We start from the raw sequence: 25,005 nt of genomic DNA, 5'->3' as shown, positions 1-25,005 counted from the left end.
AGGCTCCCTTTCCGAGTTGTTAGTCGAGGTTCTTGCGGATGATCCTACCGCCGTTGAAGACGGCGTATTTGTCGGCTTGCAGCAGCGGAGCACCGGCTGCGTCCGTACAGTCGCGCATGAAGGTCGTCAACACCTCTGCGTCGCTCGGTTTTGCCGCTTGCTCAGATCGAAACTGGCGTTGCAGCTCATCGTATTCCTGCGCCGTCTCAGCAAGGATCAAATCAGTGAGTGCCACCATGTTCATTTCCTCAGCACCGCGAACCTCGCTGACCTGATCCCATGGCACACGGCCGACGGTGGAACGCTCATCAACGAATACCCCTACGTAGGGACTCTGCTGCTCAGTTGGCTTCATTCCTTCGTTGTCCGTCATGGCAGCTTTCCGATCATGCGCATTCTTTCTACATTTGCATGCATAGTCGATATATAGCGTCGCGAACCCGGTTGACCTTTCCCCTCTGAAGTGACCTTACCCCGCCGAGTACACCATTCGTAATTTAGTGGGCTCGCCGGTTTTCGGTTGATGCAGTTGCCGGAATTGGTCCGGCGCCAGTTGCCCTAAGGCGCTATGCGGGCGCACTGAATTGTAGTCAGTGCGCCAGGCTTCGATTCGCATGCGTGCATCGTCGAGACTGACGGACGCATGCTGGTTCAAACATTCTTCACGCAGTCGGCCGTTGAAGCGTTCGATGTGCGCGTTTTCCACCGGCTTGCCTGGACGGATGAACTGCAACTTGACGCCATGTTCGTGCGCCCAGGCATCGAGTGCCTTGCTGACGAACTCCGGCCCGTTGTCCACCTGAATCAGGTTGGGACATCGTCCTCGTTGCCGCAACTGCTCGAGCACCACGCGTACCCCCGTTAGCGAGAAGTCGACCTCGATGTGCGGGCACTCGCGGTTCCACGCGTCGATGATCGTCAACATGCGTATGCGTCGGCCATGCACCAGCGCGTCAGCAACAAAGTCCATCGCCCAGCTTTCGTCTGCACCGTTGGGCGTCGGCATGACTACGCGTAGATGACTCGGGCGTTTCTTGCGACGTTTCAGGCGAAGCGATAGGCCTTCTGCGCGGTACAGCCGCTCAGTGCGCTTGTGGTTCTGGACCAGGCCCTCTCGGCGTAGCAAGACATGCAGGCGGGGCGAGCCAAACCGTGGCCGCTCCTGCGCCAGCTCGCGCAGCCGTTGCCGCACTTCGGGGTCGGCGTCAGGTGGCGCCGGCCGCCTGAACGTTCGGCGATTCAGGCCAATGAGCATGCACGCCCGGCGCTCCGAATAGTCGTGCTGTTCAATCACCTGCTGCACAACTTCTCGACGCTGCGCGGGCGAACTCACTTTTTCCGAGAACGTCCTTCAGAACCTGGATGTCCAGCGCCTGGTCGGCCACCAGCCGCTTGAGCCGCTGATTTTCTTCCTCTAGTTGCCGCAATCGTCGCGCTTCCGATATGTCCATGCCGCCGTAACGGCTACGCCAGTTATAGAACGTCGCATCCGATATGCCGTGTTTGCGGCACAGGTCTGCGACCTTCATGCCTGCGTCGGCTTCCTTCAGCACCCCGATAATCTGCTCTTCGCTGAACCGCGACTTCTTCATGACAAGGGTTCTCCTGCCGCCTTGCCACTAACTTTACAGTGGGATACTTCAGAGGGGAAAGGTCACTCTAGCTTTTCCCCTTTGCAGCGTCGCTTAAATGGCCCACGCGACGCCACACTTCCACGTTACGATCCCAAAGAAAACCAACCTGAGGCCCCACAAGATCCTCTTCTCACCATCGGCGGCGCACATTGCGAAAAGCATGAACGCGCAGAGCGCAAACATCAGCAGCCAAAGTAGGTTCATGTACCTCGTCACATGTCTCCTAGCTGTTGCGGATCGTCTCTCTGAGTGACCCGCGCATTATATTGAAGCGATTTGCGGCGGGTCCCGTTCGATTGCCTGCGCGATAAAATTCAGCAAGGATATGGTTCTCAGGCTGTTCGCGAGCGTCCCGTGATCAGTCGACTCACCGTGCAGGACCATGTGCCGGTTCAGGGCGGAAAAGTCCGCCGGCCGCGACGATTCGGACATCGCGATGGACATGTCCGTATCAAGCGGCGCAAGGTACGCCAGCGCCAGCCCCGATCCCGCCCGCACCTTCATTTCCCTGATTGCCTTTTGACGATCCCCGCGGAGAAAAAACGAGGCTTGCAGCGCGTCAGCACAGATGCCATCTACCTGAGTCAGGAGAGTCGGTATCGATAGCAAATACTGGCCGTTGGCGTGCGCCGCAAACGCTTGGTCTAGGATAGCCCTGCGCGCCGGATAGGCCGCGACCATCTCAGCATGGATGCCAGCGCAACGTCGCGTGAAATGCTCGACCATCAGGGCCTCAGCCTCTGCGGGCTTCCCGTCATCCATGTGTGTTTTGAAGATACGCGGTCGTGTCACGCCCATCTTGCCGTCGACATACCAGCCCTCGCGGCTCATGGCCACAATCTCGTCAGCCGTTTTGGCGGTGTCGACCTTGATTGCGTCAAAGGACCGGATGTGTTGCAGGCTGTTGCTTAGGCTTGTGAGAAATGCGAGCGGCTCCGGGAACTTGATCCGCGGCACGTCAAACAGATTCTTATACCGTTCGGTGAATGTCGCGTTGCACGCGCCACACACCAGTTTCTCTGGCCGCAGCGCTTCGATCTTCGCCTGTGCTTGCGCAATCCGTTGTTCTTTCGCACCGCGCTGCTTTGCTTGGCCCATCTACTACCTCCCGTTTCGCGGACGCGAAAATCGTGCCGCTGTTTTCCGTCCTGTTAGCTGCGCTTGAATAGCAGGACAAGTAGAGCGATCGTCGCTACGAGGGTGAACGTCTTCACCATCGACACGGCGAACCCCAGCAAACCGGCCAGCATGATGACGAACAGCGTGACAATTGCTGCGCCGGCGAATGTATATAAAGGTATGAAGACGAGGGACCAATTAAATTCTGTCTTCTGCTCGGCCGCGACTTGTCCGGCAACCGGAACATCAACACGCCGCAACCAGAGGGGCAGCTTCCTCGATGTATCCCATTTCGCTCCCGATGCCATTGTGATTTCATAGAGGTAGGCGTGCGCGCGCTGCGCGAAGGCCTCCAGCTTCAGCACCACGTCGAGCTGCAGATAGGCGCGTCGCTCGGCCGCCTTCGCCGCCTCGCGTTTCCGGTCCGCGCGCCGCGTCAGGACGCCGATGCCGCCGTTGACGAGCGCGCCAATGACCGCGCTTGAGAACACCAGCGTCAACCGATTCACGCCCGGGGCTTGCGCGGCGACCATCGCGCCATCCATAACTGCCATATCTCGTTCCTCGTGTTCAGGATGCGACGTTGGAACGCACGCGTCGCGCGCTCGCCGCGCGCAGGTTGGATTCGGTGTGCGCGAGCGCACGCTGCAGCTGATGTTTCTGATCGACGACGACGGCGATGCGAGACGACGCAAGCGACTTCAGCGCACGGCTGGCTTAGGGTAGTCGCGGTCGTTGGCAATGGATGTGTCGATGCCCTGCCAGTGGAAGTAGTAAATGCCTGCGCCGATGCAAATCACGCAAAGCGCCACGATCATGCCGATAACGGCTTTAGTAGGACGATCCATTGATCAAACTCCACGGCTGGTGTCGCTACAGCAACGCCATCTGTTCGCCGCCTTGCTCGCCAACAGCGGTCCTTGGATGCTCACCTCCCGCATCGTCGGGCAACCCCATGCTTGCGCTTCGCTGCCGGCTTTCGGGACTGTCCGCTTGCCGATATTGGCTGCCCCAGGCGGGACTTAGGACGACAGCCGCAAAGAGTGCGTTAGGCCCGATCTGGATGCAAGCGTCCATGTGTTTTCCTACAGTTCGTGATTCGCGAGCCACATGAGCGCGCCGTCGCGCTCGCTGCCCGCGATAGTCGTCCACATGCGCCCTTGCTCATCGACCGCGACGCAGCCAGGTTGCCAATGCTCGGGGTTACGCAGTTGGTTCACCCAGCCCTGGACCTCGCCTTGAAAAAACACCACGACACCACCCTTGCCAACCAGCGCTTCCTGCTCGCGGTAGTGACGCGCATCATCGATCACTGTCACGGTCGTTTTCCTACGTGTGTTTGGGCTTACGGAACACGACCACGTTCGACACCGCTGTCACGTTAGCGAGACTCGCAGCATCGTCGCCGTAAATCCTGTTGAGTGCGGCTCGAATCGCCTGCTCCGACACGTCGGGCTGCTCATTCGCTAAGTAAGGACGACCGCCGACCACTCGAGCGACGCCAAACTCGTTGACTTCGACAATGTCACCGGGCCGTGCTCCAACAGAAGCGAGCGTCCTGAGAATTGAATCGCTTAAGGGCGATCTCCCGTTACGTGATGACGCTTTCGGAAAGCCATAGCTGAGGTTAAATACGCCACGCGGCTCCGCCCCCCCGACAAGTCGTTTCACCCATTTCAATATCGAACGCATATTGCTCTTTCCCTGTTTTCCTTGCCGATTACGGCCGCCTCCTCGCAATCGACCGTGCGGCCCTCGGGCAAGCCGTGTTCGATCGGGCGCCGAATGCTGGCTTCGGTGACATCGGTGAACTTCTCGCTCGGAATCATAGCGTCTACTCATCCGCGGAACGGGAGCGCCGGCCTGCAGCAAACTCGAGCGGCAGTTGCAGCAAGCCCTCAATGGCGACCGAGTCAAGCGCCTCGACGTTCAGCGACGTGACGCAACCCAACGCGGTCTCCTGCTTCTGCTGCAGAAGCGCGAATACGACCGCGCACCGGTCGATGTTATCCCTCGCGTAGTTGCGCTCTTTTAGTCTTTTGACGTTCAGATTAGCGATGAACAATCCCGAGGTGACCGCGGCAATCGCCGCACTGATGGCGGCGCCGGAGTCACCCCTCACGGACTGCCAGCCGTGCTCGAACACGGTCACACCATGGTCAATCAGGGGCATGCAGAGGTCGATGATCTGGAACGTGTTGTCGGTGGCCACCTCGAGCAGGTCGTTGGCGCGGCGCGAGGCGGTACTTTTCACGTCCGGGTCGGTGGCCGCATCGCGCGCCATCCGGAGGCGGACGATTTCGTCAAACTCACGCGCATCCTTCTCGAACAGGGCGCGCAGCAAGGGTTCGATCGCGCCGAGTTCATCGAGCAGGTGGCGCAGCGTGACCTCGGTATTGCGCTCGGGATTCTTCTGCAAGCTCTTCAGGCACACCGTGCGGATGAGTTTGACTGCCAGCAGTCCCATGAGCGCCGCGGCGCTGCCCGAGCCGGGAGATGCTTGACCCGCGCCGAACGCATCGAGCAGCTGGTTGGTCGGCTGCGCGAGCAGCTCGGCATCGGGAGGCATGGGGTCGGTCATGAGTGGGGCCTTTTGCTTGGGTTTTCCTATGGCTGATGCCGCGCCAAATCATTCAAAAGGCTAGACGTATCCGTTGCCGTACTTTCAATCGTCGCGGCATATGGGAAACGCATTCGCTTCGACTCGTCTAGCGATGGAGCGGGTTTGCCGTCAGCGAGGACCCACAGGCATTTGAATATGTGCTCCAAAGTAGCCAGATCGCCTCTAATCATGTCCCAGGTGAAGCCGTATTCGTCAAACCGGTCGGCGAATGCTTCCCGGTCCTTGCCGTTGTGGCCGAACAGGACGTGACGAAATTGCTCGTATCGTTTCCGCACATCGCTGAGCGCATTGACAAGTTCGTCATGCACACTGACTTTGCCACCTTTACTGAGCTGATGCGCTATCGTCGCAAGCGTCACGACCTGACGCCCGAGCTCCACCAGCGCATAGACCCCCGTGAACAGGTGTGTTTGAAAGCTCACTGCGGTTGCGTGCCAGAACCCACCACGTCTATTGACGATAGCGTTCAATGCGGGATTCGAATCTCTGTTCGCAAGCTCGTTTATCGTCGCGTACGCGGCGAACACTTGCAACGTCTCTGCTAGACGTTGTTCAACAATCAAGAGTTGATTGCGAAGAGGTGTCTGCTGTTTAGCCATTTTCCCACTCAGCGCGTTTGCTTCAACACGGCTGCGCGGTACTGCGAGCGCAGCAACAGATCCGGAACCGGCGCGAGAATTTCGGCCATGAACTGGAGCTCGACGCAGGCGCCAACGCCGTGCTTGGGTGCAGCGCGATCGAATCGCGCGCGCCACTGGCAATTGCGTCTTGTCTCCCGAGGCAACGGTACGGATCGACGCCCGCTCCGCCTCGCTCAAAATCGCTTTCATAGTTTTCCTTGGTCACGTAGTCTGGGCGTGCAGAGCTCGTGCGACGTTCGAAACTAGCTCACTTGGCGAGGCGCTGCCCAACTGACGTAGTTCAACGAGCAAGGTCTCGAACTGCCGGTAGCTGACTTGAAGTCGAACCGCGGTGTTCGCTAACTCATCAAGCCGGTCCGCGACCTGCTCAATGAGCGATTGCCGTTCGGCCGCTTCCTCGCGGGTGAGGCTCTTTGCACCGGCTACGACGAAGACATGCGAGTGCGCCCTCACATAGGTTGCAACCGCACGAAGTGCCTGTTCAGCATTGTCGGCCATACGTCACCTCCTTGCCGTGTTTTCCGCTGGCGTCCGGCCAGCGCACGGGGCGCTCACGCGCCTGGTCTTCCTACTCGTCAAGCGGCGCGAGAATCCACGCACCGAGTCGTTCCAGATAGATCTGCAGCCCCTCACATGCCAATTCCGCGTTCAGGCCAGGATGGGACGTTATCGCTAAGCTCCGCCGTGGCCGCGTCGCGTGCATCAAGAAATTGAAGCAACGAAACCTCCAGTGCGCCGCAACTGTGAAGGAACAATGGAGTCTGGCCCATGTTGCCGCATAAAATCTGGAGCCTAGCGCCACGCTCGCAGTTTATTCGTTCATACTTGCAGTTATTTCGTTCTTCGACAGCTGATCACGGACTCACTCGTTGATCAGGAAGCGAGTCCGGTTCTTCGCTGCTGCAATCCATCCCGGCGCGCGCCCCTTCCCGGACCACGTGGCGCCCGATTTCGGATCGCGGTACTTAGGCGCGCTCGGCGTAGTGGCCTTCCGCCCCTCCTGTGTGCCGCCGGCGCGCTGGCGCCCGAACACATCCCTCTCGGTCAGCCCATAAGCGGCTACCTTGGCTCGCACGTCAGCAATCACCTCCTTGATTTCCGCAGCTCGCAACGCCTCAGCCTCAGCTTCCAGCGCTTCAATCTGGGCCTTCACGTCCGACAACGTCCGCTTTCTCGTTACCATGGCTTTTCACTCCGTTGTTTTGCAATATCCAGGCCGGTCCGCCGAAATCCCGTGTGGATCAAGTACGGACTCGCTGGACCGCGTCGTTTCAGATGGCGAGCAGATCGGGCTGAACTAGGAAGGCAGCAGGATCGTCACCGAGCCAAGCCGGCTGCCGACCCCGACCAGACCAAGTTCTACCTGTCGCCGGGTCGCGGTACTTCGGAGCCGTCGACACGCGCTTCGCGTTGCGCTTTTGCACCCGCTCTTGCAAATCCACAATGCTGATATCGAACTCCTGCATCAGCGCTTTGATCTGCCCGATCGCCGCGTCGCGTTCGACGTCTCGAAGGGCTTTGATTTGCGCATCCAGTGCTTCTAGTTGCGCAACTAGGGCAACGTAGCCCGTCGTTTTGGAAGTCATGCTTTCACATTTCCGAGATGGTGTGATTTAATTTGCTTTCGAGCGCGCCTTCTTCGGGTAATTAAACACTTGGCGCTGCGCGCTAACGAGCTGGAGGCAAGAACAACTTAAATTGTCGGGCTCGCTCAACCTGATCCGAATCCCGGATATAGCGACTTCGGTAGCGGGGCCTTCCATCGTTCGATCTGATCGCGACGTCCCCGCTCGCGACAAGCGTAGCCAGGGCGTCTTTATACATCGCCGCAGTGGCGGGTGATCCATTGCAGGTGTCGGTAAAAACGGTTGAAAATGCGACAGCGTGAGGCTGGTCGAAAATCCACACCGCGAGCTGCTCAATCAGCTCCGTATCGGACCTGCTGCGTGCCACGTCGTCAAATCGGAATCCGCCATTGAACTCCTGCAGGAACCCCATCGTATGGGGGGCCAGCATGTTCAACCCGGCACCGCCATAGTGGACAAAGTGGTTGCTGTGTTGCCAGTGAACCTGCTTCATCACATCCTGTGCACGGTGGTGTTGAGATAGGTGAACAAGCCAGTACTCCCCATGGCCGGCGCCCGTCCCGCGGATGAAGAACGGTGTGAAAAACGCGGCACCGCATCGCTCGACCAATGCCTCGTAAAGTGCAGCCTGAATGAAGCGTCGCCAGTCGGTGTCGTTCGCTTTGATCTGTTCGATCGAACGCGTACCCAACCGCTTGAAAATGTCGATCTGTAACGTGGTGGAAATGCGCTGTGCGAACTCGTCATTCGTATAGGTCGCAAATGAAGATACGTGAAACGTCAGTACAACCTCCGCGTTGTGGCTGCTCTGAAAAATGCGTCGAATCAGCGTTGCTGGCACCTCCGTATATCCGTACTGATCCAAAAAAAATAGCGCGGTCCCGGAGCGAGGCGTGTGCTGTTGGATGCGCGCCAGGATCTCTTCCACGGCGACTCCAAATTCTGCGTGCAGCAGGTGGATCGAGATGCCGATTGCATGTTCGTGGCCGCGGTCCTGAAGAACCTTTCGCAGGTGTTCCAGCGCGCCCCGGTCTTTATCAACGAACACAAACTGCACGTCGAATGTAATCAGCTTGGTTCTGTTCGCATTGACAAGCGCGAAGGCGACCTCGACTGCTTCGAGCATACGCAGCGGAGAGCCTTCTACCAGTTGCCCTGAACCCCGAAGCTCATACAATCCGCCGCCGCAAAAACCGTCCACCAGCGTGATCTTAAAACGCTCGCGTCCTGGCGCATTGAGCATGCGTTGCTGAAAATAGCGCACCAGATAGTCAACGAGCACCTGATGTTTTGTCAGGCTGTGCTCGTCAAGGACGGCCGGTCCGTCGCTCCAATCGTAATGACGTTTTGCCAAGGCGTGTCCTCTGAATGAGGTTTAAACGGCTACGACGCAGATGCGGGAAACTGGTCCCAATGCTTGCCCGCTAGGGTGCGCCCAGCCTTGCTCTTCCCGATCGCCGCGACCGAGACTTCCGAGCCATCCTGGCGGAGCACCTTCACCGGGGTGTTCTTGGTCATGACGTCAGTGACCTGGTCTACTGGTGCCCAATGTCCCCACTGCTTGAAGTGAAACGGCACTCTGGCCTTTGCGCATTGCTTTTGCAGCTGCGCTGGCCACACGGGATCCATGGGGCGAGATCCGGGCCCCGACTCACCGCCTGCAATGACCCAGTCAACGCGCGTATCGTTCGCGCCGCGCACGAGATACTCGGAGAGATCGAGTGGCCCCAGTAGCGGCTCGCAGGAGAGGAACCGGACTGCGGGGGAAGTGAACTCGAGAAGGTACTTGATGCGCTTACGCGCGCTTGCCTGATTTTCAACCGTCGCTCCCAGCCAGACGTTGCTGGGAAATTCGTAGCCCTTTGGTAACTGTTTGCGGACGAGATGAATGCGCTTCGTGAGCAACAGCCAGTCCAGGTTCGGTGTTTGCGCAATCAGTTCGAGAAGTCTTAAGCGCTCGCCAACGAGGTCCGGTCTGTTCTCGAACACATCGGCCATTGATGCGCAGAAGACTCGGCGCCGGGTCCTGTCTATCGCGGCCTCCCGATTCCACTTCAGCGGCTCTTTCCAATGCGCGTCACTAAAGAACCGGCGGGGCGATTCCGGCCCCCAGACGTTTTCGCCCAACCTTTTTGCCCAGGTTTCTGCGTAGCAATGGTCGCAAGCGGCAGATACCTTGACGCAACCCCACCAGGGATTGAAAGTGTGGTGCGTCCATTCAATGCGCGAATCTTTTCCCATGGCGATCTGCTTATGTTGGGCGGTACGATATTGTACGCGCGTGACCACTTTAGAAGGGCCGCACTCGGAGAACGACGGCAACGATCATGCGGATCGATTGAGTGACAACCAGTTGTCGTCCGCGCGGTTCCCAAATCGGAGGAAGCAGATCGTTCGTTGCAAGACGAGGGCTGTACAACAATGAGTTGAGAGGGGACATTGTGGCGGATAAGAAGACGGTCGTACCGGACATCAACGACGGTTTGCCTGCGATGGTGGTAGGACGCTGGGTGACCGAAGAAAAGCACCGGATTATCAAGCGGTATATCGACGCGTCCTGGGGAGCACGTCAAAAGTTCACCACGCAGCGAACTTACATTGATCTCTTTGCGGGTACCGGCCGGGTGCAGGTCAAACACACGTCGATCTTTTCCGACGGCGGCCCGCTTGCCGCCTGGACGATGTCCCAGCAGAGACGTGGAACGTTTTCGCACTTCTTCATCGCGGATGCGAACCCTGAATATCTGGCCGCTTGTGACGAGCGATTGCGTAAGCTGGGAGCCCCGGTTCAATCGGTAGTGGGTCGTGCGGATCAAACCATCGACTGGCTGATCCCGCAACTGGATCAGCGAGGACTTCATCTCGCATTGCTCGACCCCTTCAACGCGGGTCATCTCCATTTCTCGATTATCGAAAAGCTGGCATCCATGCCATCAATTGACATCGTTGTGCATTTGAGCACGGGTGACATCCAACGAAATATTGCCTCAGGCCTCGAGTCAGAACGTTCCTCGCTCGACGACCTCGCGCCAGGTTGGCGGCAGATTGTTCGCCGACAGGCGTCGAAGCATGAAATGAGAGAAGCGTTTGTCGACCACTGGAAGATGCTCGTGAGCAAAACAGGTTTGCGTGTGTGCGACACGATGTACCCCGTGCGCAACAGCAAAGAGTCAACCATGTACTGGCTGTGTCTGCTCGCACGACACGATCTCGCCGAGAAACTCTGGCGCGAGGCGTGCAACCTCCAGAGCCGCTCTCTGTTCTGATCACCATCAGTTGTACAGCGCCGATGCGGCCGCCGGCATGTTGTCCACGTCGAACGCCATAATGCCTCCGATAGGTTGGTCCCCAATGCCGAATCTACCGCCCCCTACTCGCCGCGACGGTCCGCCAGTCGCGCGTGGTACTTCGCCGCCTCCTGCCGCATGCGTTGCTGTTCCGCGTTCACGTAGATCGTGGTGGTCTGCAGGGACGCGTGGCCCAGCGCCTGCTGCAGGACCTCAAGCGCCATCCCGGCCGCCGCGGCTTGCGTGCCGAACGTGTGGCGGAATGCGTGTGGCGAGGTCTGCGCGAGCTGGCGCCGCGACGACTCGGCCAGATCCGGCAGCTGCTCGATCAGCCGACTCAGCGCGCGGATCACGACACGCCGCGCGCCGCGCGCCGTGTAACCCGCCTGGCGCGTGACCACTCCCTCTTCGACGCCGAACTTGTCGCGTCCCGCCGGCGTCGGCGGCACGACCGTTGGCGCGACGAGCGGCAGGTCGGCGTCGCCGGCATCGAAGTCCAGCCCGCGATCCCGCCAGTGCTCGCGCAAGGCTTCGATGACGTCCTCGGTCACCGGCACGAAGCGCTCCTTGTTGCCCTTGCCGATCACGCGCAGGATCCAGGTCGCCGGCGTCTCGTCCTCGGCCGGCCACCACTGCAGGCCGCTGCGGCTGACTGTCACCGCCTCCTCAATGCGCAGCCCGGCGTCGCCCATCAGCAGCACCAGCACCCGTGCGACGCGCCAGTCCGGGCCCTGCGGCCCGACGCCTTCGGCGCGGTCGGCGAGCCGCGCGCGCACCGTTGCCCACACGTCGATCGGCAGGGCCCGCTGCACCTGCAGCTTGGTCGCGCGCTTCAGCGGCTTAGGATCCGCGACGGCCACCCACGGGTTGCCAGCCAGGTACCGGACCTTGACGAGCCAGTCGAAAGCCGCGCGCAGCGTGCGCACCGCGTACAGCTGGCTGTCGAGCGACAGGGGTTTCAACGAAAACGGCCGCCAGCGCCCGGACGCGCGCGAGGCCTGCGGCCCGCGGAACGCATCCGACGGCGCGGCCAGGAACGCCTTGTAGGCCTCACAGTCGTCGACCAGGACGGAAGACATCGGCCGGCCGCGCTCGAGCACACACCACAGCACGAAACGCTCAAGCTCGCGCCAGTACGCGCGCTGGGTCGCGGCCTGGCCGTCGTAGCGGTGCAGATAGGCGAACACGGCGTCGAGGTCGTGCGCCGCCGCGATGTAGGGGAACGCCGGTGCGCGATTCGAGCCGGCCGAGCCGTCCAGATCGGTCGGCATCGCGAGGCGATGCATCGGCACCAGCTGATCGCGCCGCAGCGGCACGCGCCCCTCGGGCGCCGCGACGAGCCGATCGACGCGCTCGACGTCGAGCGCGACGGTGTCGCCGATCGTCTCGGCATGCCGGCGCAGCCACGCGACCACGGTGCGGGCCCGGCCAACGCCGATGCGCGGCACCGATCGCCACCATGCGCCGCCGCGGCGGTTGCAGTACGCGACCAGCTGCCCCACGGTGCGCACCTCGACCTCGATCAGCTGCTGAGCGACGAGCGGCCGGAACCAGCGCGCGATCGCATCGTCGGGCGCCGGCGCCGCCCGGGCCCAGCTGCCCGCCACCTGCTCGATCAGCTGCAGCGACACCGGGGTCAAGCGCGGCTCGCCATACTTTTGGATCGACGCCTGCAGGTGGCCGACAAGGACCGACGAGCCCACGCGCAGCGCGATCGACACCAGGTCGTCGCGCATCGTGCGCAGCAGGTTCCCGACCTCGAGGACGTCGTGCTCGTCGGGGTCGAAATAGAGCCGGGCGATCGTCGCGATCGGCAGGCCTTTCACGCGCGCGCGCAGCGCCGTGAACTCGGTGCGGGTGTACGTGCGCGGCGGCGGCAGCTCGAGCTGCTGGAGGCGGTTCGCCATCGGTCAGGTCACCGACACGGGCGCCCGCCGGCGGGGCTTGGCCGATTGCGGAGCGGGAAAAAACTCATCCCACTGCGCCGGCGCGACCGCATCGATCATCTGAATCGCGGCCGCGCGCGCCGTGTCGATGCTGAATTCTTGAATGTCGAGCAAGCTGCGTCCGGTCTCGATGTCGGACACCGAGAAGAGCGCCGGCGTGTTGGGATCCGAGGCCATACTGCGATGCACGGCCCAGGTGCGGCCGCGGTGCTCGAACGCGATGCCGATGGTCTCGGTCCACAACAGTGAATGGCCTTGGCGCTGCGCGATGTGGAACACGATGCCGTCGGCGCAGCGCGGCGCCGGCGGCACGACGGGTTGCTTTGGGTTGCGGGTCATTTGGCTCAGCTTCTCTCAGGTAACGGGATGTCGATCCAGGGCAGGGGCGGCTCGCCGTGCACCAGCGCAAGGAAGTCGCCGGCGGCCGCCGGGTGCGGAATGAAGATCTGGGGGTACGCCGGGGTGGGAAACGCCACGTCAAGCAGCGCGCCGCGCGCGGTGCGAACCAGCGAGTGCGCGACGAAGCGCTGCAGGCCGCTCCCCTCGCCGTCGGCCAGCCAGCCGCGCACCGCGTGGTCGTCCGGATGCGCCGCGATCCAGCGCGCGACTTGCGCGTGACATTGTCCCGGGCGCGGCGCCCAGTTCGGCAGGCGATCCGCGTAGTCGTCGATGAGAAGCGCGCCGGCGAAGTCGCGCGCGACGGCCTCGCGCAGCGCGACCTGAAGCGCGGCCAGCCAGGTTTGACGAGCGCTCATGGCAGGGCGCCCTTATCGCGCAGCAGCAGCCACTGGGTATGCACCAGCTCGTGCAGTTCGGCGTCGTGCAACGACAGATAGGCGCCGAAGAACCGCCCGTTAATGCGATCGTGCGGCGTGTGGCCGTCGGCGTCGCGTACCGTGGCCAGGCCCTTCTGGACGGCATCGAGTTCGGTGTCCAGGCCCATGATGAACCACGCGATCCAATCCTGGTCATGCTGGTCCAGCGGGATCATCCGGCTCTGACTGCTGATGAGCAGGCGCGCATGGCGGATCGCGTCGTAGTTCATATCCGTCCCGCCGGCGCCGAGTCCGGGTCCGCGACGGGGACGTCGGCGGGCAATCGACCGGTTTTCAGGAGCGCGGCGGAGCGCCGGTCGAGATCATTCCGCCAAAGTCGCATCCGACAACGATGCATCCATCTCGGCCACGGCGAGAACACCAGCCGATCTAGGAAGTACCCCGCCAGCGTCGCGTGCTCGACGCACATCCGCCACTTTGCATAGAGTTGCGAATCGGGCGTCGTCATTCGATAGAACCGTACCGGCTCGTCGATGCGGGCTCGAGACATGGCATCTTGAAGCGCTTGGCGCGTGCTTATACCATCCTCCAGCGCGCGGTGAAGCATCTGGCACTGAAACAGGTGACTGGACACCCGCGTGTCGATGTCCGACAGTTGACCAATCGTCGGCGTCTGCAGCGCGAACAGGTTCGGGCGCGTGTTGATAAGTTGCGTGAGGACATGGCCGGCACGGGCGTCAGCCACTTGCGCGTCATCGAAGCTTAGTGGCCATCCAATCTGGTCGCCGGACTTCTCAAGATCTGCGCCGCGCGCGACCAGTTCTCGCAGGTCGGGCCGGACCATGCCGGCCGCCATGCGCCGCTCGCGGCTGCGGACCGAAATGGCGACGATCCAGGCGCCGGCCACGCCGAGCAGGCCGCCGGTCGTGGCACCGATCAGGGTCTGCCAGTGATCAAGCAGGTCGAGCAGGTTGTCCGGCGCCGCGGCGGGCACAGGGACCGGCAGGCACATCTGGGCGGCGCTCGCCGTGAGTTGGTAGAGGATGGCGGTCATCGGTCGGTGAAGGTGGGTCGCGTCACAGCGTTGATCGGGTCGGCGTCCGCGCGGTTAGGCGGCGGCTTTCGCGGCGCAGGCCTCGGCGACGGCGCGGGCGTCCGCCGCCCAGCGGGTCGCGCCCGCTTCCGCGGCCGCGTTGCGCAGGCAATGCGCCGCGTCTTGCCACTCCCCCGCCACCATCGATCGCCACGCGAGCTGGCAGCGTGTGACCTGTTCATCGGGCGCATCGAGCAGCAGTTCGTAGGCGGTTTTCATCGTCAGGCTCCGGGAGAACGGGGTCGGGTGGGCCGCGCGGCGCGCGCGCGGCCATCGTGCATCGCGCCGATCAGGGGTGGCTGGGTCGCGACGCGTCGGCCAACCCCTCGACCTGGCTCAGGCATTCCCGGGCCGCCGCCAGCTGGCCGTAGACGTGGTCCATCGCCGCGCGCCAGCCGTGGGCGAAGGCGGGCTGCCCCACCTCGCCATAGCCCACCGTTTCCGGCACGCCCGTCTTCACGGCGTCGAGCGCGCAGCGCAGCGCGTCGAGCAGATCGAGGTGCATCGGGCGGTCGGCGCGGTTCAACGGGACGTCCGCGTGAGCGATGGAGTCGGTTGCAACGTTCATGGTCATGCTCCTATCGAAAGGATCCACTCAGCCGCGCGGGGCGCGCTGCTCGAGGTGCAGCACGTTGGCGGCCCGGAACTGCACGCGCTCGCCGAGGCAGTAGCCGTCGAGTTCTTCCCCGACGTCGCCAGCGCCCGGGAATTCCGTGACCAGCGCCTCATACAGGTCGTCACGCGGCGCCGCGTAGGTGACCGTCGCGAGCAGGCGCGGCCCGGCTTTCGGCTGCAGCTCGACCACATCGCCGCGCTCGATCGTGTCGCGGGGCGCGTCGCGCTGCGTGTCCCAGCCGCGCGTCGGGTGCGGCGCGCGCTGCAGGTCCATCGCGCCGCGGAAGCCCCACACGCGACGCAGCAGCTGCCAGGCGGCGATCGGCATCGGCGCCTCGCCCGCCTCCCAACGTTGCACCTGGCGCGGCAGCACGCCGAGGCGATCCGCGAGCTCGGTCTGGGTGCGGCCGTTGATCACGCGCAGGTGCTTGATCTCGGTCGGGGTCGGCACGCCGGCGTGCGGCACGATCTCCAGCGTCACGGCGGCGTCCCATTCGAGGGTGACGGCCGCGTGGCACTGCGCGCAGGTGGCGGCCGCGCCGTCGGCGCGGTCGCCCTCGAGATGCAGCTCGCCGCGGTGGCCGCAGGCGGCGCAGCGGTAGAGGTAAAGCACGGACATGCAGGCTCCTGGGGGCAACCCGTCTTAAAGACGTATGCCATGAGCGTAGCACGTCTTAAAGACGTGTCAAGAGCCGCGTAATCCGGCCCTAGGGGAGTTTAGGGCATTAAACGCAAGTCCGCTAATACGACTTAGCGGACTTGACGATGCTCGCAAAAAACCCGGCCGCGGCCGGGTGCGCCCTGCCCGCGCTCAGTCGTGCAGAGCCAGGTATGCAATCACCATCGGGCAAGCCACTACGGCCAGCACGCCCAGGGGTTGCAGCTGCCCATAGCTCGACGGCCAGCGTGCCGCCAGCGCGCGGTTGACCACCGATAGCACAATCACAGCCGCTGTCGGAACCGCCGCCCGGAGCCGCCCGTCTGCCGTGAACCACCTTCTTGCCCAATCCATCTGCTGCTCCATATTTCGCCCGTTCACCGGAACGGATGCCATGCCGCTCAGCGCTTGAGGAAGCCGAGCACGACTCCGATCATGGCCACCATCCCGACGAACGCCACGAAAACCGACGAAGGCAAGCGCATGGCTGCATCCGCCGCGGCATAGAAAGTGTCCGGGAAGAACGCGGGTCCGATACAGGCCAACGTGGCCGCAGCCGTTACAAGCTTCAGGCTCCTCAAAATCACGACCCTGCTCTCCTCGCTAGTTGCGGTGGCTCGGTAGCCGCCCGTCAATACCCTGCTTCGCGCTGATGGCGAACCGTCAGAATAACCACCCCAGCTTCATCGACACGGTACAGCACCACGTAGCCGCTATCGCCGAAATCGATCAACCACTCGCGGAATTCGACGTCGAGATCATCGACGGGGCGGCCCAGACGCGGTTGGTCGATCAGAACGTCGACGCCGGCCCGGATCGCCTTAACCGCGCGCTGCGCGGCCGTCGGATCCTTCATGGCGAGAAACTGGTGCATTCGCTGTACAGCGCGTGCGGCATTGCGTGTCCAGATTACTTGCGGCACCCAGGCAGCTCCGCGTCGCGTCCGGCTTCCAACTCCGCCATGTAACGGTCCATGTCCGCATGCGGCACGTGCAGCCCGGTGGTCTGATAATCGTGCCAGGCTTCAACGGCCTCTTGCCGGATCGACTCGCGCTTTTCTTCGCGCTCGACGTACTGCGCGATGGCTTCGCGCATGATCCAGTGCGGCGTGCGCCGGCGCTGTTCGGCCAGATGCCGGACGCGATCCTGCATGCCCGTGTCAAGTTTGATAGAGGTTGCCATATTCCAAGTTATCCCGAGGTATCCCGAGGTATCCCGAGGTATCCCGAGGTATCCCGAGGTATCCCGAGGTATCCCGAGGTATCCCGAGGTATTACCTTTTAATATCATAGGCTGACCAACCGGTTTATGCAAGGCGGGCGTTTAGGCAGCTTCGGGGTGCCGCGGGGCGGACAAACAAAGCAACGGCCGCTTCGGCAGGGACCCGGGCGCAGAACGCGGCGGCAGGCTAAACGACCACACAACGTCGATCCGGGATAGCCGCGGTTCGCGGTCGGTCCACGCCCGGCTGGTGGGCCGGCGGCGGCTCAAGCCAGGACGACGTTTCTTGACGCAAGAAGCGGGCGGACCAATCGAGCACCGCAATGGCCGAGTGGTGGTGCCCACTACCAAGGAGCAGTCTACTGCCCAGGCGGCCACCCAGCGCGCGTACTGGCGCGAGATCGAGCGCTTCGTGCTGTGGTGCGCACGCTGCGCGCGGCCTTCGACTGACTCGTCAAGGTCCGCTATCTGGCCGGCAATCCGTAGGTCGCCGTGGCGGATCAGCGGCAGGTCAGCGACGTGATCGGCCGATGCTTTGACTCGGCCCTAGCAAACGTGCGCTTCACCCACAACGACGCGGATCCCGTCACCTGGGTGAGGCGTTTCGCCAATGTGGATCCGCGCGTGCACGCCGGCACGCCTTGGGCGTCAATCGATCCTTCGATGCGAGGGGTCAGCCTGTTTTCCGCTTGAATGCTCCACTTCATGCCGCCCCGTTACTTGGTTTCCAGAACGGCCTGCGCCCCGTTGAGGATCGCTGTTGCGGTCGTACGACTGACGCTCGGGTCACCGGTGTAGCCCTTGAGCGTAACCTGATCCGAGGCGTCGATTGTCAAAGTGACTTCAACGCCCCCGAGCAGCGAATAAACCTGCTTGTCTTGGAGGCTGGTTGCAGCAATTACGGGAGGCCGGGAACTCGCCCCTGCCCCTTTCAGCTGCAAATTCTGAAGGGCATTGTGCAGCGTGCATTTGCCCTGGGCTTGCATCAACGTATCGAGCTTGCTCTCAAAATCAGCCGTATTAGAGACGTTGAGATTCTTCATGTAGGCGCTCAATACCGGATCGAAATCCAGCCCAATTTGCGAAGCGATCAGGTTCGCCCCGACCTTACCGTAGACGTCGGAATCAATCAGCGCTCGTGTGCCAGTAGCAAAGGTGCTGCCGGCCGCGAGTGCCGCAGTGGTGGTTACGGGCAGCACGGCAACCGCCGCTGCTCCCCCAGTGGCGAGCGCGACGATATCGAGTCCCGTATCCCAGCCCGCTTCCTGTACCGAGAGACGCGCGATAAACTCGTTGCACTTCTTTCTCAGGTCGTTGCCGGCGACGCCAAGCCATGCAGACATCACTTCGTTAGATACACCGGGCGTGGCGATAATGTCCCCGGCCGAATAGGCTGTCCCTTTGATCGTATACTTGCTTTCGAGCTCGGCCGCCCCCACCGCCCGGACGTATTGCCGGTCCATGAGCTGGCACCCCGTAAGCGCGGGAAGTAGCACCCACCAGAGATAAGCTCGAGTCGAGTGTGTCTTCATTTTTATTCCCCGTGTACAAGCGTTCGCAGGATTGCAGCCTTCAATAAACGGTGTTTGCATCGCACGCCGTCGATGCGGGAGTGAGACAATTCAGAGCGTCACGCGCGGGACGCCGTCATCGCCCTCCGAGAGTTGGCGGCTATCGCTATTCATTGCGCGAAGACGCCTGCCTTCGTCAATGGCCAGTCGTTCTCGCGCTTTTGCCATTTGCTCTTCAGCCGGCTCCGGCAACGCGTCGAACCAACGGCCCCATCGAGCACCGAGCGCGTTCAGTGAAATTTCGTCCGTGCGGCCGCGGCGTAGCTGCGGCCGCACAAGCGCATAGAGTTCTGGCGCCACCTCCTTCCGCTCATTGACGCGCTTGAAGACCCACAGATAAATATCGACCAGCTCCAGTCCTGCGCTATCCGCGCTCAAGGAAAACGTGAGCGGGGTTACGGGCATGCCTCTAAAATCCGTCTCCGGCAGCCCGGGACCGGTGAGCCACGGAACTCCGCGCATCGAAGCGTAGAGCTCAGACAACGTCTTCTGCGCCTTGTTGAACTGAGATTGCTGGTCGACGGTTATCTGCGACTCCCTTCTTCCGTGCTTCTTGATGCGCATGGCGATGCCATGCATCACCGACTGGAAGCCAACGATGTTCGGAGTGACCTGCAGCCTGTCCTTTTTGGTTTTAGTGTTGTAGTAGAGCGCCGAGGCATTCCTCTGCGCCCATTCGAGCACATCCGAAATGAGTTCACGCCTCGGTCGCCTTCATTTTCGTTCGTCGACGCCATCACATGGATGGCTTCGCAGCGCTGTCCGAATCATGCAGTGTCTACGGCACCGCCGATGAATACGCCAAATCGAACTCGACACGCAAGTCCCGCGAGCCCTCGATAAGTAGAGAACGCGTATCGTCAAGCAGCGCCGCAGGGAACTCCAAGGGCTCCGGTGGTCGGGCCGAGGAAGGCCGCCAGATTAGCGGGGGCAACGTTACGGCGCAGCCCGTCCAAGTGCTCGCGGCGATGGCCATCGCCGTCGAGAGACCAAGTCGACTCGCAAGCGATATCGCCTTCGCGAAGTGGTGAGACGCAGAAGCTGATTGGCTCGCCGCGCCGATAACCGCCTCGTGCTACGACGTGGCGCCGCGGGAAATCGTGCACGGGAAACGGCAACCAAAGTATCCGCCGGTGCATGCGCAATTGATCCGCCTCGGACAGGAAGGTGAGAAAACTATCGATACATGCTCGGCCTAGCAGGTGCATCACCACCCAGCGGCTGGCGGCATGGCTCCAACTTCGCTGCGCAACCGGCGCGTAGAGCGACAGCCACACCGAGAGCCCGAGCGGCCCATGCAGCGGGGGCTGCAGCAACGCGCTGGGCGTGCCGAAGCCTTCCCACTTACAACGCCAACGCAGGAACGCCTGCGCGATCGGACAAAATGGTGCCGTTGTGCCTCCCGTCAACGACCACGATAAATGCCACGCGGCGGTTGCTATACAGGCTCGATGCCGGACGCAGTACTCACGCATGATCCATCGCCGCACCGCCCTATAACAGCCGTAGGCATCGATGTCGCCATCGTCCGTGCCGCCCTCCTGCTCCGTGTCGTCTTGCGCCGGGTCATCCTTGATCGCGTCGCTGCGTCCAAACATCGTCCAGACGGGTTCTCGCGGCAGACGAACATGCAGGGCCTCGCGCTCTTGCTCAACCGACAACGGATGTCGGCGGGTTGCACGCCGGGAGCGCAACAAAGCGCCTTCAGTTCCAATGGCCGGCAGGCGGTCGGCCGCACGCTCGCGCAGCAGACTCCGGTATGCCTGCCCCACGCGAAAGTTATCCGGGCCCCGCGCCGGCGTGAACCACGGATGGGAGCATTCCAGGCAATGGAACGGTGCGCGAAGCAAATCAGGCCGCAAACGGTAGGGAATCGCTGCCCCGCACTGCTCGCAGTGCTGCGCGAGCGGACCGCGATGAACTGGGCATTGTTCTGTCGCGCGATATTGGAATGCGCAAAGATGTACGCCTTCCTGCGAACACTTTGGGCACCAACGCAGCGTCGCGAATGCAATCCGCTCGAGTCGATGCGAGGGCATGACGAAAGCGGCCGCAACATCCGTGACCGACAAACGCAGTATGGCCATCATGCGCGGCACGTCGAAGCGCCGTGCGTCGCGTAAATCGTGATCCCGCGGCACGTTCCGGCGGACATCGCGACACACAAACGTATCAATCAGCACCGCACACGACAGAGCATTCAGCCGCTGAAACTTGGCAAGCAAGGCCAGCGAGGATTCGCCTCGGGCGTGCCAGTCGTCTCGCCAGCACCAAGGGGCGTGCTCTATGGGCTGATCGTCCGGCAAGAGGATATCGAAACGGCGTGTCATCGCGCGCAAGCCTCGTCCACGAACACGATTCGCAACTCCTCCAGCGCGGCGACAAAGTTTGACTCGTCCACGGCTTGTCTCCAACAGGCAGCACTGAGTGCGAAACCCGGCGCATCGTGCTCCATGTTGTCGGTCAGTGCGACCTCAATGGCACGCGCCAGATACTCCATCGGGATTTCCATCGAAAAGTCGAATCGCGCGCCGCGGTGAGCGGCATCGAATACCTGCCACAGCAATTCGTACTGCTCGCCTAGCCGGAAACCCTGATCGAACGCACGCTGCAAGAAGAAGCGCGTGTAGTTCCATCGGCTTCCTTCTGGAAACATGGAACTGTCGTACGCACCGAGCGGCATCTTGAGATCCCCGGCACCGCGTAGGCCTGCGAAACGCATTTCCTCGACCATGAAGCGCGCCACGATCTGCGAGGTGTCGACGTTTTGCTTGAAGGCGCTCTTGCGGTTCAGAATGCCGGGCTGACCGACCAGAAACGTGAACATTCGGATGCCGCGGCGTGATAGCTCATCCTGCACGTCACGCAGCCATTCGTAATGCTCGAGCTCGAGGCGCTGGGCTTCGTCGACAAACACAACCAGAGTATTGCCGCCGGCGCGCTCAACCATCTCGGCCAGTCGGTGGTAAAGCCGCAGGCGACGCTGGAATGCAGATCCGTTGTCGGCCCGTTCGTGGCGTGTCGCTTCCAGCAACATACCGAAGAAGAGCGCTTCCGAGCGCGACGGATTTTGCGGCATGCCTAGCGAGAGCACGACGATGCGTCTCAAGTCGTGGTGCAATAGCCTTGCGCAGTAACGGATCGCGTACGTCTTGCCCCAGCGGGTGTGACCATAGATAACGGCTCCGGCGATCCCTCGTCGCAAACACTGACGGACGCGGGCGTACATTTCCGCAATTGCCGGCGTCGGTACGATGTACGTCTGGTTCAGCAGGGGATGTGCTGCCGGGTCAACGGGCCTTGGCAGAGAGTCCGGCATGGCATCAATACGTGAATATTGTCGTCAGCCACGGCGTGGGCAGCGTACGCTGCTCCGCGCCTGACCGTGCCGAGGCGGTCGCCGGCGAGCGTTCGTCGGGAACGATCGGTGCCGCGACAGCCTCGTGTGCTTTCGCACGCTCAGTGAGCATGCGCGCGAGATCGTTGGCGTCCCGCGTATGCCGCCGCGCCTGTTCCTTCTTGTACGCGAACCAAGCGGCAACCGGATCGCTCCCCTCCCGGCAGGCCAGCTTGCGCTGCCGAATCAGAGAAAATATCTCCTGGCGAACGCGCAACGAATGCGGCGAAACGCACCATGGACGCGCTGCGGTCAGCACTCCAAGTTCGGAGCCGTCCATGAAGAACGCGTGCAGGTGCCGGATGTCCTTAACGTTGAAGTAAATGCGCAGCTGCTGACCGAGAAGCCCGGCCATGCTCGACAAGAGTCGGCTGTCGTAGCGCAGGTACTCGAAATTGATGTGCGGCCGCTCGCCCCGGCTCACGTTACCGCGAATGGTAACGACGCGCGCTTCTTGAAGCAGGCAAAGCGTGCCGCGCCGGACCACGGGAAGCGTGTGTAGCAGATCCTCTCCTCTCGCAAGTTGGAATTGCATCGCCTCCAGGGGTGTGCGGCCGCTCAGCCCCGCGTGCGGCTCGCCGTTATAGTTGGCGAGCACGATGTCGATGACGTCTTCGAGCTCGTCGAGTGTCATCATCAATGACGTTTCCTTACCCACGTCATTGAGCAAACGCTCGACCGCTTGCGGATCGGTTCCGGTCGTCGCCGGTAGCCGGTGCGCGAAGTGTGATGCCAGTTGGTCAAAAAAGCGCTCAACGAGCGCTCGCTCGTTTTTCTGGCCCAGGGGTCCGTTGGCGGTCGTGCATCCGACGACTGTCGTGAGCCGCTCGAGCGTCGCCTTCGCAAAGTGCGATTTGGCGGCATCGAAGCGCAGCGTGTTCCAGCACGCCCAGGCCGTCTGCGGGATGACGGCCGATGGAAAGCCACCACCGGGCCTGGTTTGCAAGGCTGGAATTTTGGATTCTCGCGGGCGGTGTGGGGTGAGCGTGGCCTGACGCGCGGCGGCCACGTCGTCCTTGTTGTACTCGCGCCCGAGCGCCAGGTAGTAACCGATTACTGCCCGGCTCGCAGTATCGAGCAGCACGAGGATCCAGATCCGATGCAGCACCAGCAGCGTTTCGAAGCCGAACGGGTCGTCGATGCGCAGCGTCAGGCGCACGTCGATTTTGTGGCCGTCGAACTCGACCACGTCATAGGGAAACGTCGCTGGCTTGCGGACCATGCTTGAATCATCGCCCCACGGATGACGAATCTGCTGTGCCCCAGCCGCACGAGACGCGGCCTCAAAATGCCGTTGCGCAAGCTTTCGCACGTGAGTCGCAAGCGAGCGCTCTGCGAGGTGCTTTCGATTGAACGGGTACTCGTGGGCCTGTATACCAGCTTGCCGGCACTGCGTGAGAAAACCACCATGCAGACGCCACAACTGCCGCGGCACCTCCGTCAGCGTTGCCTGCCTGCGGCTACGATCAGCGACTCGGCGCTCTATCCAGCGCGCGATATCCGGGTAGCGCCTGAGCAATTGCTCGAACGCGCCACGTGCGCCGCCGGCGGCGTCCGCGTCGGGGCTCAACGTTACGGGCCCACACCGCTTGTATGCACGGGTGTGCTTATACGGGATCAACGCGCGGCACCCGAATATGCGGCCATCGTCGTGCGGCGCAACGCAGCGCTCGAGCAAACGATATAGATCGTTGAAGCCAACACCGGTCTGCCGCGTGATCTCACGCAAAGGCATCTGTCCGTCGACGAACAGCGTCATCGCACGCAGACGCCTCTCCAACTGCTCCCGGGTCTGCACCGACAGGGCATTCTCGTCGGCATACGGCCAACCGGCGATATCGCTCAAGTCCGCCGGAATGGAGCGACGGTCGAAATGCAGCGCACCGAATGCGATCGACCTCATGTCGCCACCAAGGTACTGTTGAGCCCCAGAGGCAGTGTCGCAAGCGTCGGGCATTGCAAGGCGCCGCCGAGCACGAGCCTGAATGCGGCCGCACGCAGGACTGACGGGGCGAGCGGCGCGAAGCGTTGCTCGAGCTCGGCAAGCGTCACACTGTTTCGACAAGCCTCCAAGACGTCGGGCGCGAAGACGTCACCCCCAACCGGCATGGCCGCGGCGACATGGCGAAGCATGGTAAGCCGATTTCGGCGCAGTAACTCGGGATCGTCGAGTTCGCTTGGGCGCAGCGTTCGCAACGCCATCGACTGTACCCGGCTCCACGTGTCAAAGGCGGGGAAGAGCCGAGCCCCTTGAGCGTCTGCCGCCGCTTCCGCTGGGCGCGGCACCACCAATAGGCGCTCCGCCGCTTGCGCTCGCACCCAGAAGTCCACCAGGCGCATCGGACGTGCGTCGGGAATATGCATCGGCCGCTCGCAATATGTAATCACGCGCGGGTCTGCCTCCAGGCGCAGCCAGAGATGAAGGGCGTTCCAGCCGTAGAGCGTCAGCGGACGGGCCACCTTCGGGCCAAAGACATCGAACCGATGAGTCCCAAACGGACGACCGGCATTGACCGCCCTTCTGAAACGTGGTGGGATCATGGCCACTCCGGTCAATGTTCCAGTTGTAGTACAAAAGCGAACCGAATACAGACCCGAATAGGCCTACGAGGTGAGCATTTGGACGATGTCGACAATCACTACAAATTACGTAGTGTTTGATACATTTTTTGATCTGCGCTGTGGCGCGCGGACGCCGCGACGATTTGAGCTTGTTTTGGCCTTTCAAAAAGCGTCCCGCCGTGAAACATCCCCGGAAAATCGCCTCCTAAACCCGCCCTACGCCATACTGTACGGCGGTTCCGCAAGATTCTCGATTGCACACCGATTGTTTCACGA

The 25,005-nt window shown here is 62.0% G+C and carries 33 protein-coding genes; 1 reads left to right on the top strand and 32 read right to left on the bottom strand.

Annotated elements, in window-relative coordinates; genetic code table 11:
- Nucleotides 1-19: 19 nt before the first annotated feature.
- The 14 genes from Bsp3421_RS00775 to Bsp3421_RS00710 form a co-directional block, all read right to left on the bottom strand.
- Nucleotides 20-373 (bottom strand): hypothetical protein, encoded by a 354-nt coding sequence (locus Bsp3421_RS00775; protein WP_273994955.1) that lies wholly within the window; start codon nucleotides 371-373, stop codon nucleotides 20-22.
- Nucleotides 374-469: 96 nt separating this feature from the next.
- A protein-coding gene (locus Bsp3421_RS00770; RefSeq protein WP_273994953.1) for an IS3 family transposase occupies nucleotides 470-1,592 on the bottom strand; the annotation gives its coding sequence in 2 pieces (ribosomal slippage) (nucleotides 470-1,340 and nucleotides 1,339-1,592; 1,125 coding nt in all).
- 303 nt (nucleotides 1,593-1,895) lie between these two features.
- The gene (locus Bsp3421_RS00765; RefSeq protein WP_273995160.1) at nucleotides 1,896-2,732 is read right to left on the bottom strand and encodes a hypothetical protein; all 837 of its coding nucleotides are present in this window, start codon (nucleotides 2,730-2,732) and stop codon (nucleotides 1,896-1,898) included.
- Between the two features lie 53 nt (nucleotides 2,733-2,785).
- On the bottom strand, nucleotides 2,786-3,307 hold the full coding sequence (locus tag Bsp3421_RS00760) for a hypothetical protein (protein ID WP_273994952.1): 522 nt from the start codon (nucleotides 3,305-3,307) through the stop codon (nucleotides 2,786-2,788).
- Nucleotides 3,308-3,454: 147 nt separating this feature from the next.
- Complete coding sequence (locus tag Bsp3421_RS00755) at nucleotides 3,455-3,601, bottom strand: hypothetical protein (protein WP_273994951.1); 147 nt, start codon at nucleotides 3,599-3,601, stop codon at nucleotides 3,455-3,457.
- 237 nt (nucleotides 3,602-3,838) lie between these two features.
- A complete protein-coding gene (locus tag Bsp3421_RS00750; RefSeq protein WP_273994950.1) occupies nucleotides 3,839-4,072 on the bottom strand; it encodes a hypothetical protein in 234 nt (77 codons plus the stop codon).
- A gap of 357 nt (nucleotides 4,073-4,429) precedes the next feature.
- On the bottom strand, nucleotides 4,430-4,582 hold the full coding sequence (locus tag Bsp3421_RS00745) for a hypothetical protein (protein WP_273994949.1): 153 nt from the start codon (nucleotides 4,580-4,582) through the stop codon (nucleotides 4,430-4,432).
- A 5-nt stretch (nucleotides 4,583-4,587) separates the two neighbouring features.
- Nucleotides 4,588-5,334, bottom strand: a complete 747-nt coding sequence (locus tag Bsp3421_RS00740) for a cyclodeaminase/cyclohydrolase family protein (RefSeq protein WP_273994948.1) — start codon at nucleotides 5,332-5,334, stop codon at nucleotides 4,588-4,590.
- Between the two features lie 26 nt (nucleotides 5,335-5,360).
- Nucleotides 5,361-6,206, bottom strand: coding sequence for a hypothetical protein (locus Bsp3421_RS00735; protein ID WP_273994946.1), 846 nt, complete (start codon nucleotides 6,204-6,206; stop codon nucleotides 5,361-5,363).
- A gap of 12 nt (nucleotides 6,207-6,218) precedes the next feature.
- Nucleotides 6,219-6,515, bottom strand: coding sequence for a hypothetical protein (locus tag Bsp3421_RS00730; protein ID WP_273994944.1), 297 nt, complete (start codon nucleotides 6,513-6,515; stop codon nucleotides 6,219-6,221).
- A gap of 364 nt (nucleotides 6,516-6,879) precedes the next feature.
- Nucleotides 6,880-7,200, bottom strand: a complete 321-nt coding sequence (locus Bsp3421_RS00725) for an H-NS histone family protein (RefSeq protein ID WP_273994943.1) — start codon at nucleotides 7,198-7,200, stop codon at nucleotides 6,880-6,882.
- Nucleotides 7,201-7,288: 88 nt separating this feature from the next.
- Nucleotides 7,289-7,603: an H-NS histone family protein gene (locus Bsp3421_RS00720; RefSeq protein WP_273994942.1), complete on the bottom strand. Its 315-nt coding sequence runs from the start codon at nucleotides 7,601-7,603 to the stop codon at nucleotides 7,289-7,291.
- Between the two features lie 82 nt (nucleotides 7,604-7,685).
- On the bottom strand, nucleotides 7,686-8,957 hold the full coding sequence (locus Bsp3421_RS00715) for a three-Cys-motif partner protein TcmP (RefSeq protein WP_273994941.1): 1,272 nt from the start codon (nucleotides 8,955-8,957) through the stop codon (nucleotides 7,686-7,688).
- A 29-nt stretch (nucleotides 8,958-8,986) separates the two neighbouring features.
- Nucleotides 8,987-9,844, bottom strand: coding sequence for a DUF5131 family protein (locus Bsp3421_RS00710; RefSeq protein ID WP_273994940.1), 858 nt, complete (start codon nucleotides 9,842-9,844; stop codon nucleotides 8,987-8,989).
- A gap of 200 nt (nucleotides 9,845-10,044) precedes the next feature.
- Between Bsp3421_RS00710 and Bsp3421_RS00705 the strand changes: the two genes are divergently transcribed.
- The gene (locus tag Bsp3421_RS00705) at nucleotides 10,045-10,869 is read left to right on the top strand and encodes a three-Cys-motif partner protein TcmP (protein ID WP_273994939.1); all 825 of its coding nucleotides are present in this window, start codon (nucleotides 10,045-10,047) and stop codon (nucleotides 10,867-10,869) included.
- A gap of 104 nt (nucleotides 10,870-10,973) precedes the next feature.
- Here the strand turns inward: Bsp3421_RS00705 and Bsp3421_RS00700 are convergent, their stop codons facing one another.
- The 18 genes from Bsp3421_RS00700 to Bsp3421_RS00615 all read right to left on the bottom strand — a co-directional run bounded on the left by Bsp3421_RS00700 (nucleotide 10,974) and on the right by Bsp3421_RS00615 (nucleotide 24,708).
- A complete protein-coding gene (locus Bsp3421_RS00700; RefSeq protein ID WP_273994938.1) occupies nucleotides 10,974-12,797 on the bottom strand; it encodes a phage integrase family protein in 1,824 nt (607 codons plus the stop codon).
- A gap of 3 nt (nucleotides 12,798-12,800) precedes the next feature.
- On the bottom strand, nucleotides 12,801-13,175 hold the full coding sequence (locus Bsp3421_RS00695) for a hypothetical protein (protein WP_273994937.1): 375 nt from the start codon (nucleotides 13,173-13,175) through the stop codon (nucleotides 12,801-12,803).
- 5 nt (nucleotides 13,176-13,180) lie between these two features.
- The gene (locus tag Bsp3421_RS00690) at nucleotides 13,181-13,591 is read right to left on the bottom strand and encodes a hypothetical protein (protein WP_273994936.1); all 411 of its coding nucleotides are present in this window, start codon (nucleotides 13,589-13,591) and stop codon (nucleotides 13,181-13,183) included.
- Nucleotides 13,588-13,881: a hypothetical protein gene (locus tag Bsp3421_RS00685; RefSeq protein WP_273994935.1), complete on the bottom strand. Its 294-nt coding sequence runs from the start codon at nucleotides 13,879-13,881 to the stop codon at nucleotides 13,588-13,590. Before Bsp3421_RS00685 ends, Bsp3421_RS00690 begins: the two co-directional genes overlap by 4 nt.
- Nucleotides 13,878-14,666, bottom strand: a complete 789-nt coding sequence (locus Bsp3421_RS00680; protein WP_273994934.1) for a hypothetical protein — start codon at nucleotides 14,664-14,666, stop codon at nucleotides 13,878-13,880. The genes Bsp3421_RS00685 and Bsp3421_RS00680 overlap by 4 nt, the downstream gene beginning before the upstream one ends.
- Before the next feature lie 54 nt (nucleotides 14,667-14,720).
- On the bottom strand, nucleotides 14,721-14,924 hold the full coding sequence (locus Bsp3421_RS00675; RefSeq protein ID WP_273994932.1) for a hypothetical protein: 204 nt from the start codon (nucleotides 14,922-14,924) through the stop codon (nucleotides 14,721-14,723).
- Between the two features lie 70 nt (nucleotides 14,925-14,994).
- Nucleotides 14,995-15,273 (bottom strand): hypothetical protein, encoded by a 279-nt coding sequence (locus Bsp3421_RS00670; protein ID WP_273994930.1) that lies wholly within the window; start codon nucleotides 15,271-15,273, stop codon nucleotides 14,995-14,997.
- A 27-nt stretch (nucleotides 15,274-15,300) separates the two neighbouring features.
- Nucleotides 15,301-15,939 (bottom strand): helix-turn-helix domain-containing protein, encoded by a 639-nt coding sequence (locus tag Bsp3421_RS00665; protein ID WP_273994929.1) that lies wholly within the window; start codon nucleotides 15,937-15,939, stop codon nucleotides 15,301-15,303.
- A 192-nt stretch (nucleotides 15,940-16,131) separates the two neighbouring features.
- Nucleotides 16,132-16,374: a hypothetical protein gene (locus Bsp3421_RS00660; RefSeq protein ID WP_273994928.1), complete on the bottom strand. Its 243-nt coding sequence runs from the start codon at nucleotides 16,372-16,374 to the stop codon at nucleotides 16,132-16,134.
- Between the two features lie 5 nt (nucleotides 16,375-16,379).
- The gene (locus Bsp3421_RS00655; RefSeq protein ID WP_273994927.1) at nucleotides 16,380-16,565 is read right to left on the bottom strand and encodes a hypothetical protein; all 186 of its coding nucleotides are present in this window, start codon (nucleotides 16,563-16,565) and stop codon (nucleotides 16,380-16,382) included.
- A 44-nt stretch (nucleotides 16,566-16,609) separates the two neighbouring features.
- On the bottom strand, nucleotides 16,610-16,834 hold the full coding sequence (locus Bsp3421_RS00650; RefSeq protein ID WP_337995236.1) for a type II toxin-antitoxin system RelE/ParE family toxin: 225 nt from the start codon (nucleotides 16,832-16,834) through the stop codon (nucleotides 16,610-16,612).
- A 53-nt stretch (nucleotides 16,835-16,887) separates the two neighbouring features.
- Nucleotides 16,888-17,160 carry a CopG family ribbon-helix-helix protein gene (locus tag Bsp3421_RS00645; RefSeq protein ID WP_273994924.1) on the bottom strand — a complete coding sequence of 91 codons (273 nt, stop codon included), beginning with the start codon at nucleotides 17,158-17,160 and terminating at the stop codon, nucleotides 16,888-16,890.
- Between the two features lie 755 nt (nucleotides 17,161-17,915).
- Nucleotides 17,916-18,662, bottom strand: coding sequence for a hypothetical protein (locus tag Bsp3421_RS00640; RefSeq protein WP_273994923.1), 747 nt, complete (start codon nucleotides 18,660-18,662; stop codon nucleotides 17,916-17,918).
- 159 nt (nucleotides 18,663-18,821) lie between these two features.
- On the bottom strand, nucleotides 18,822-19,454 hold the full coding sequence (locus Bsp3421_RS00635; RefSeq protein ID WP_273994922.1) for a hypothetical protein: 633 nt from the start codon (nucleotides 19,452-19,454) through the stop codon (nucleotides 18,822-18,824).
- Between the two features lie 176 nt (nucleotides 19,455-19,630).
- A complete protein-coding gene (locus Bsp3421_RS00630) occupies nucleotides 19,631-21,100 on the bottom strand; it encodes a hypothetical protein (RefSeq protein ID WP_273994921.1) in 1,470 nt (489 codons plus the stop codon).
- The gene (locus Bsp3421_RS00625) at nucleotides 21,097-22,089 is read right to left on the bottom strand and encodes an ATP-binding protein (protein ID WP_273994920.1); all 993 of its coding nucleotides are present in this window, start codon (nucleotides 22,087-22,089) and stop codon (nucleotides 21,097-21,099) included. The genes Bsp3421_RS00630 and Bsp3421_RS00625 overlap by 4 nt, the downstream gene beginning before the upstream one ends.
- A 4-nt stretch (nucleotides 22,090-22,093) precedes the next feature.
- Nucleotides 22,094-24,070 (bottom strand): hypothetical protein, encoded by a 1,977-nt coding sequence (locus tag Bsp3421_RS00620; RefSeq protein WP_273994919.1) that lies wholly within the window; start codon nucleotides 24,068-24,070, stop codon nucleotides 22,094-22,096.
- Complete coding sequence (locus tag Bsp3421_RS00615; RefSeq protein ID WP_273994918.1) at nucleotides 24,067-24,708, bottom strand: hypothetical protein; 642 nt, start codon at nucleotides 24,706-24,708, stop codon at nucleotides 24,067-24,069. Before Bsp3421_RS00615 ends, Bsp3421_RS00620 begins: the two co-directional genes overlap by 4 nt.
- Between the last annotated feature and the right edge of the window lie 297 nt (nucleotides 24,709-25,005).

It is taken from the genome of Burkholderia sp. FERM BP-3421 (assembly GCF_028657905.1).
GTDB lineage: Bacteria > Pseudomonadota > Gammaproteobacteria > Burkholderiales > Burkholderiaceae > Burkholderia.
The sequence above is the reverse complement of the archived record's forward strand: the minus strand, read 5'-3'. Positions and strand labels throughout refer to the sequence as shown.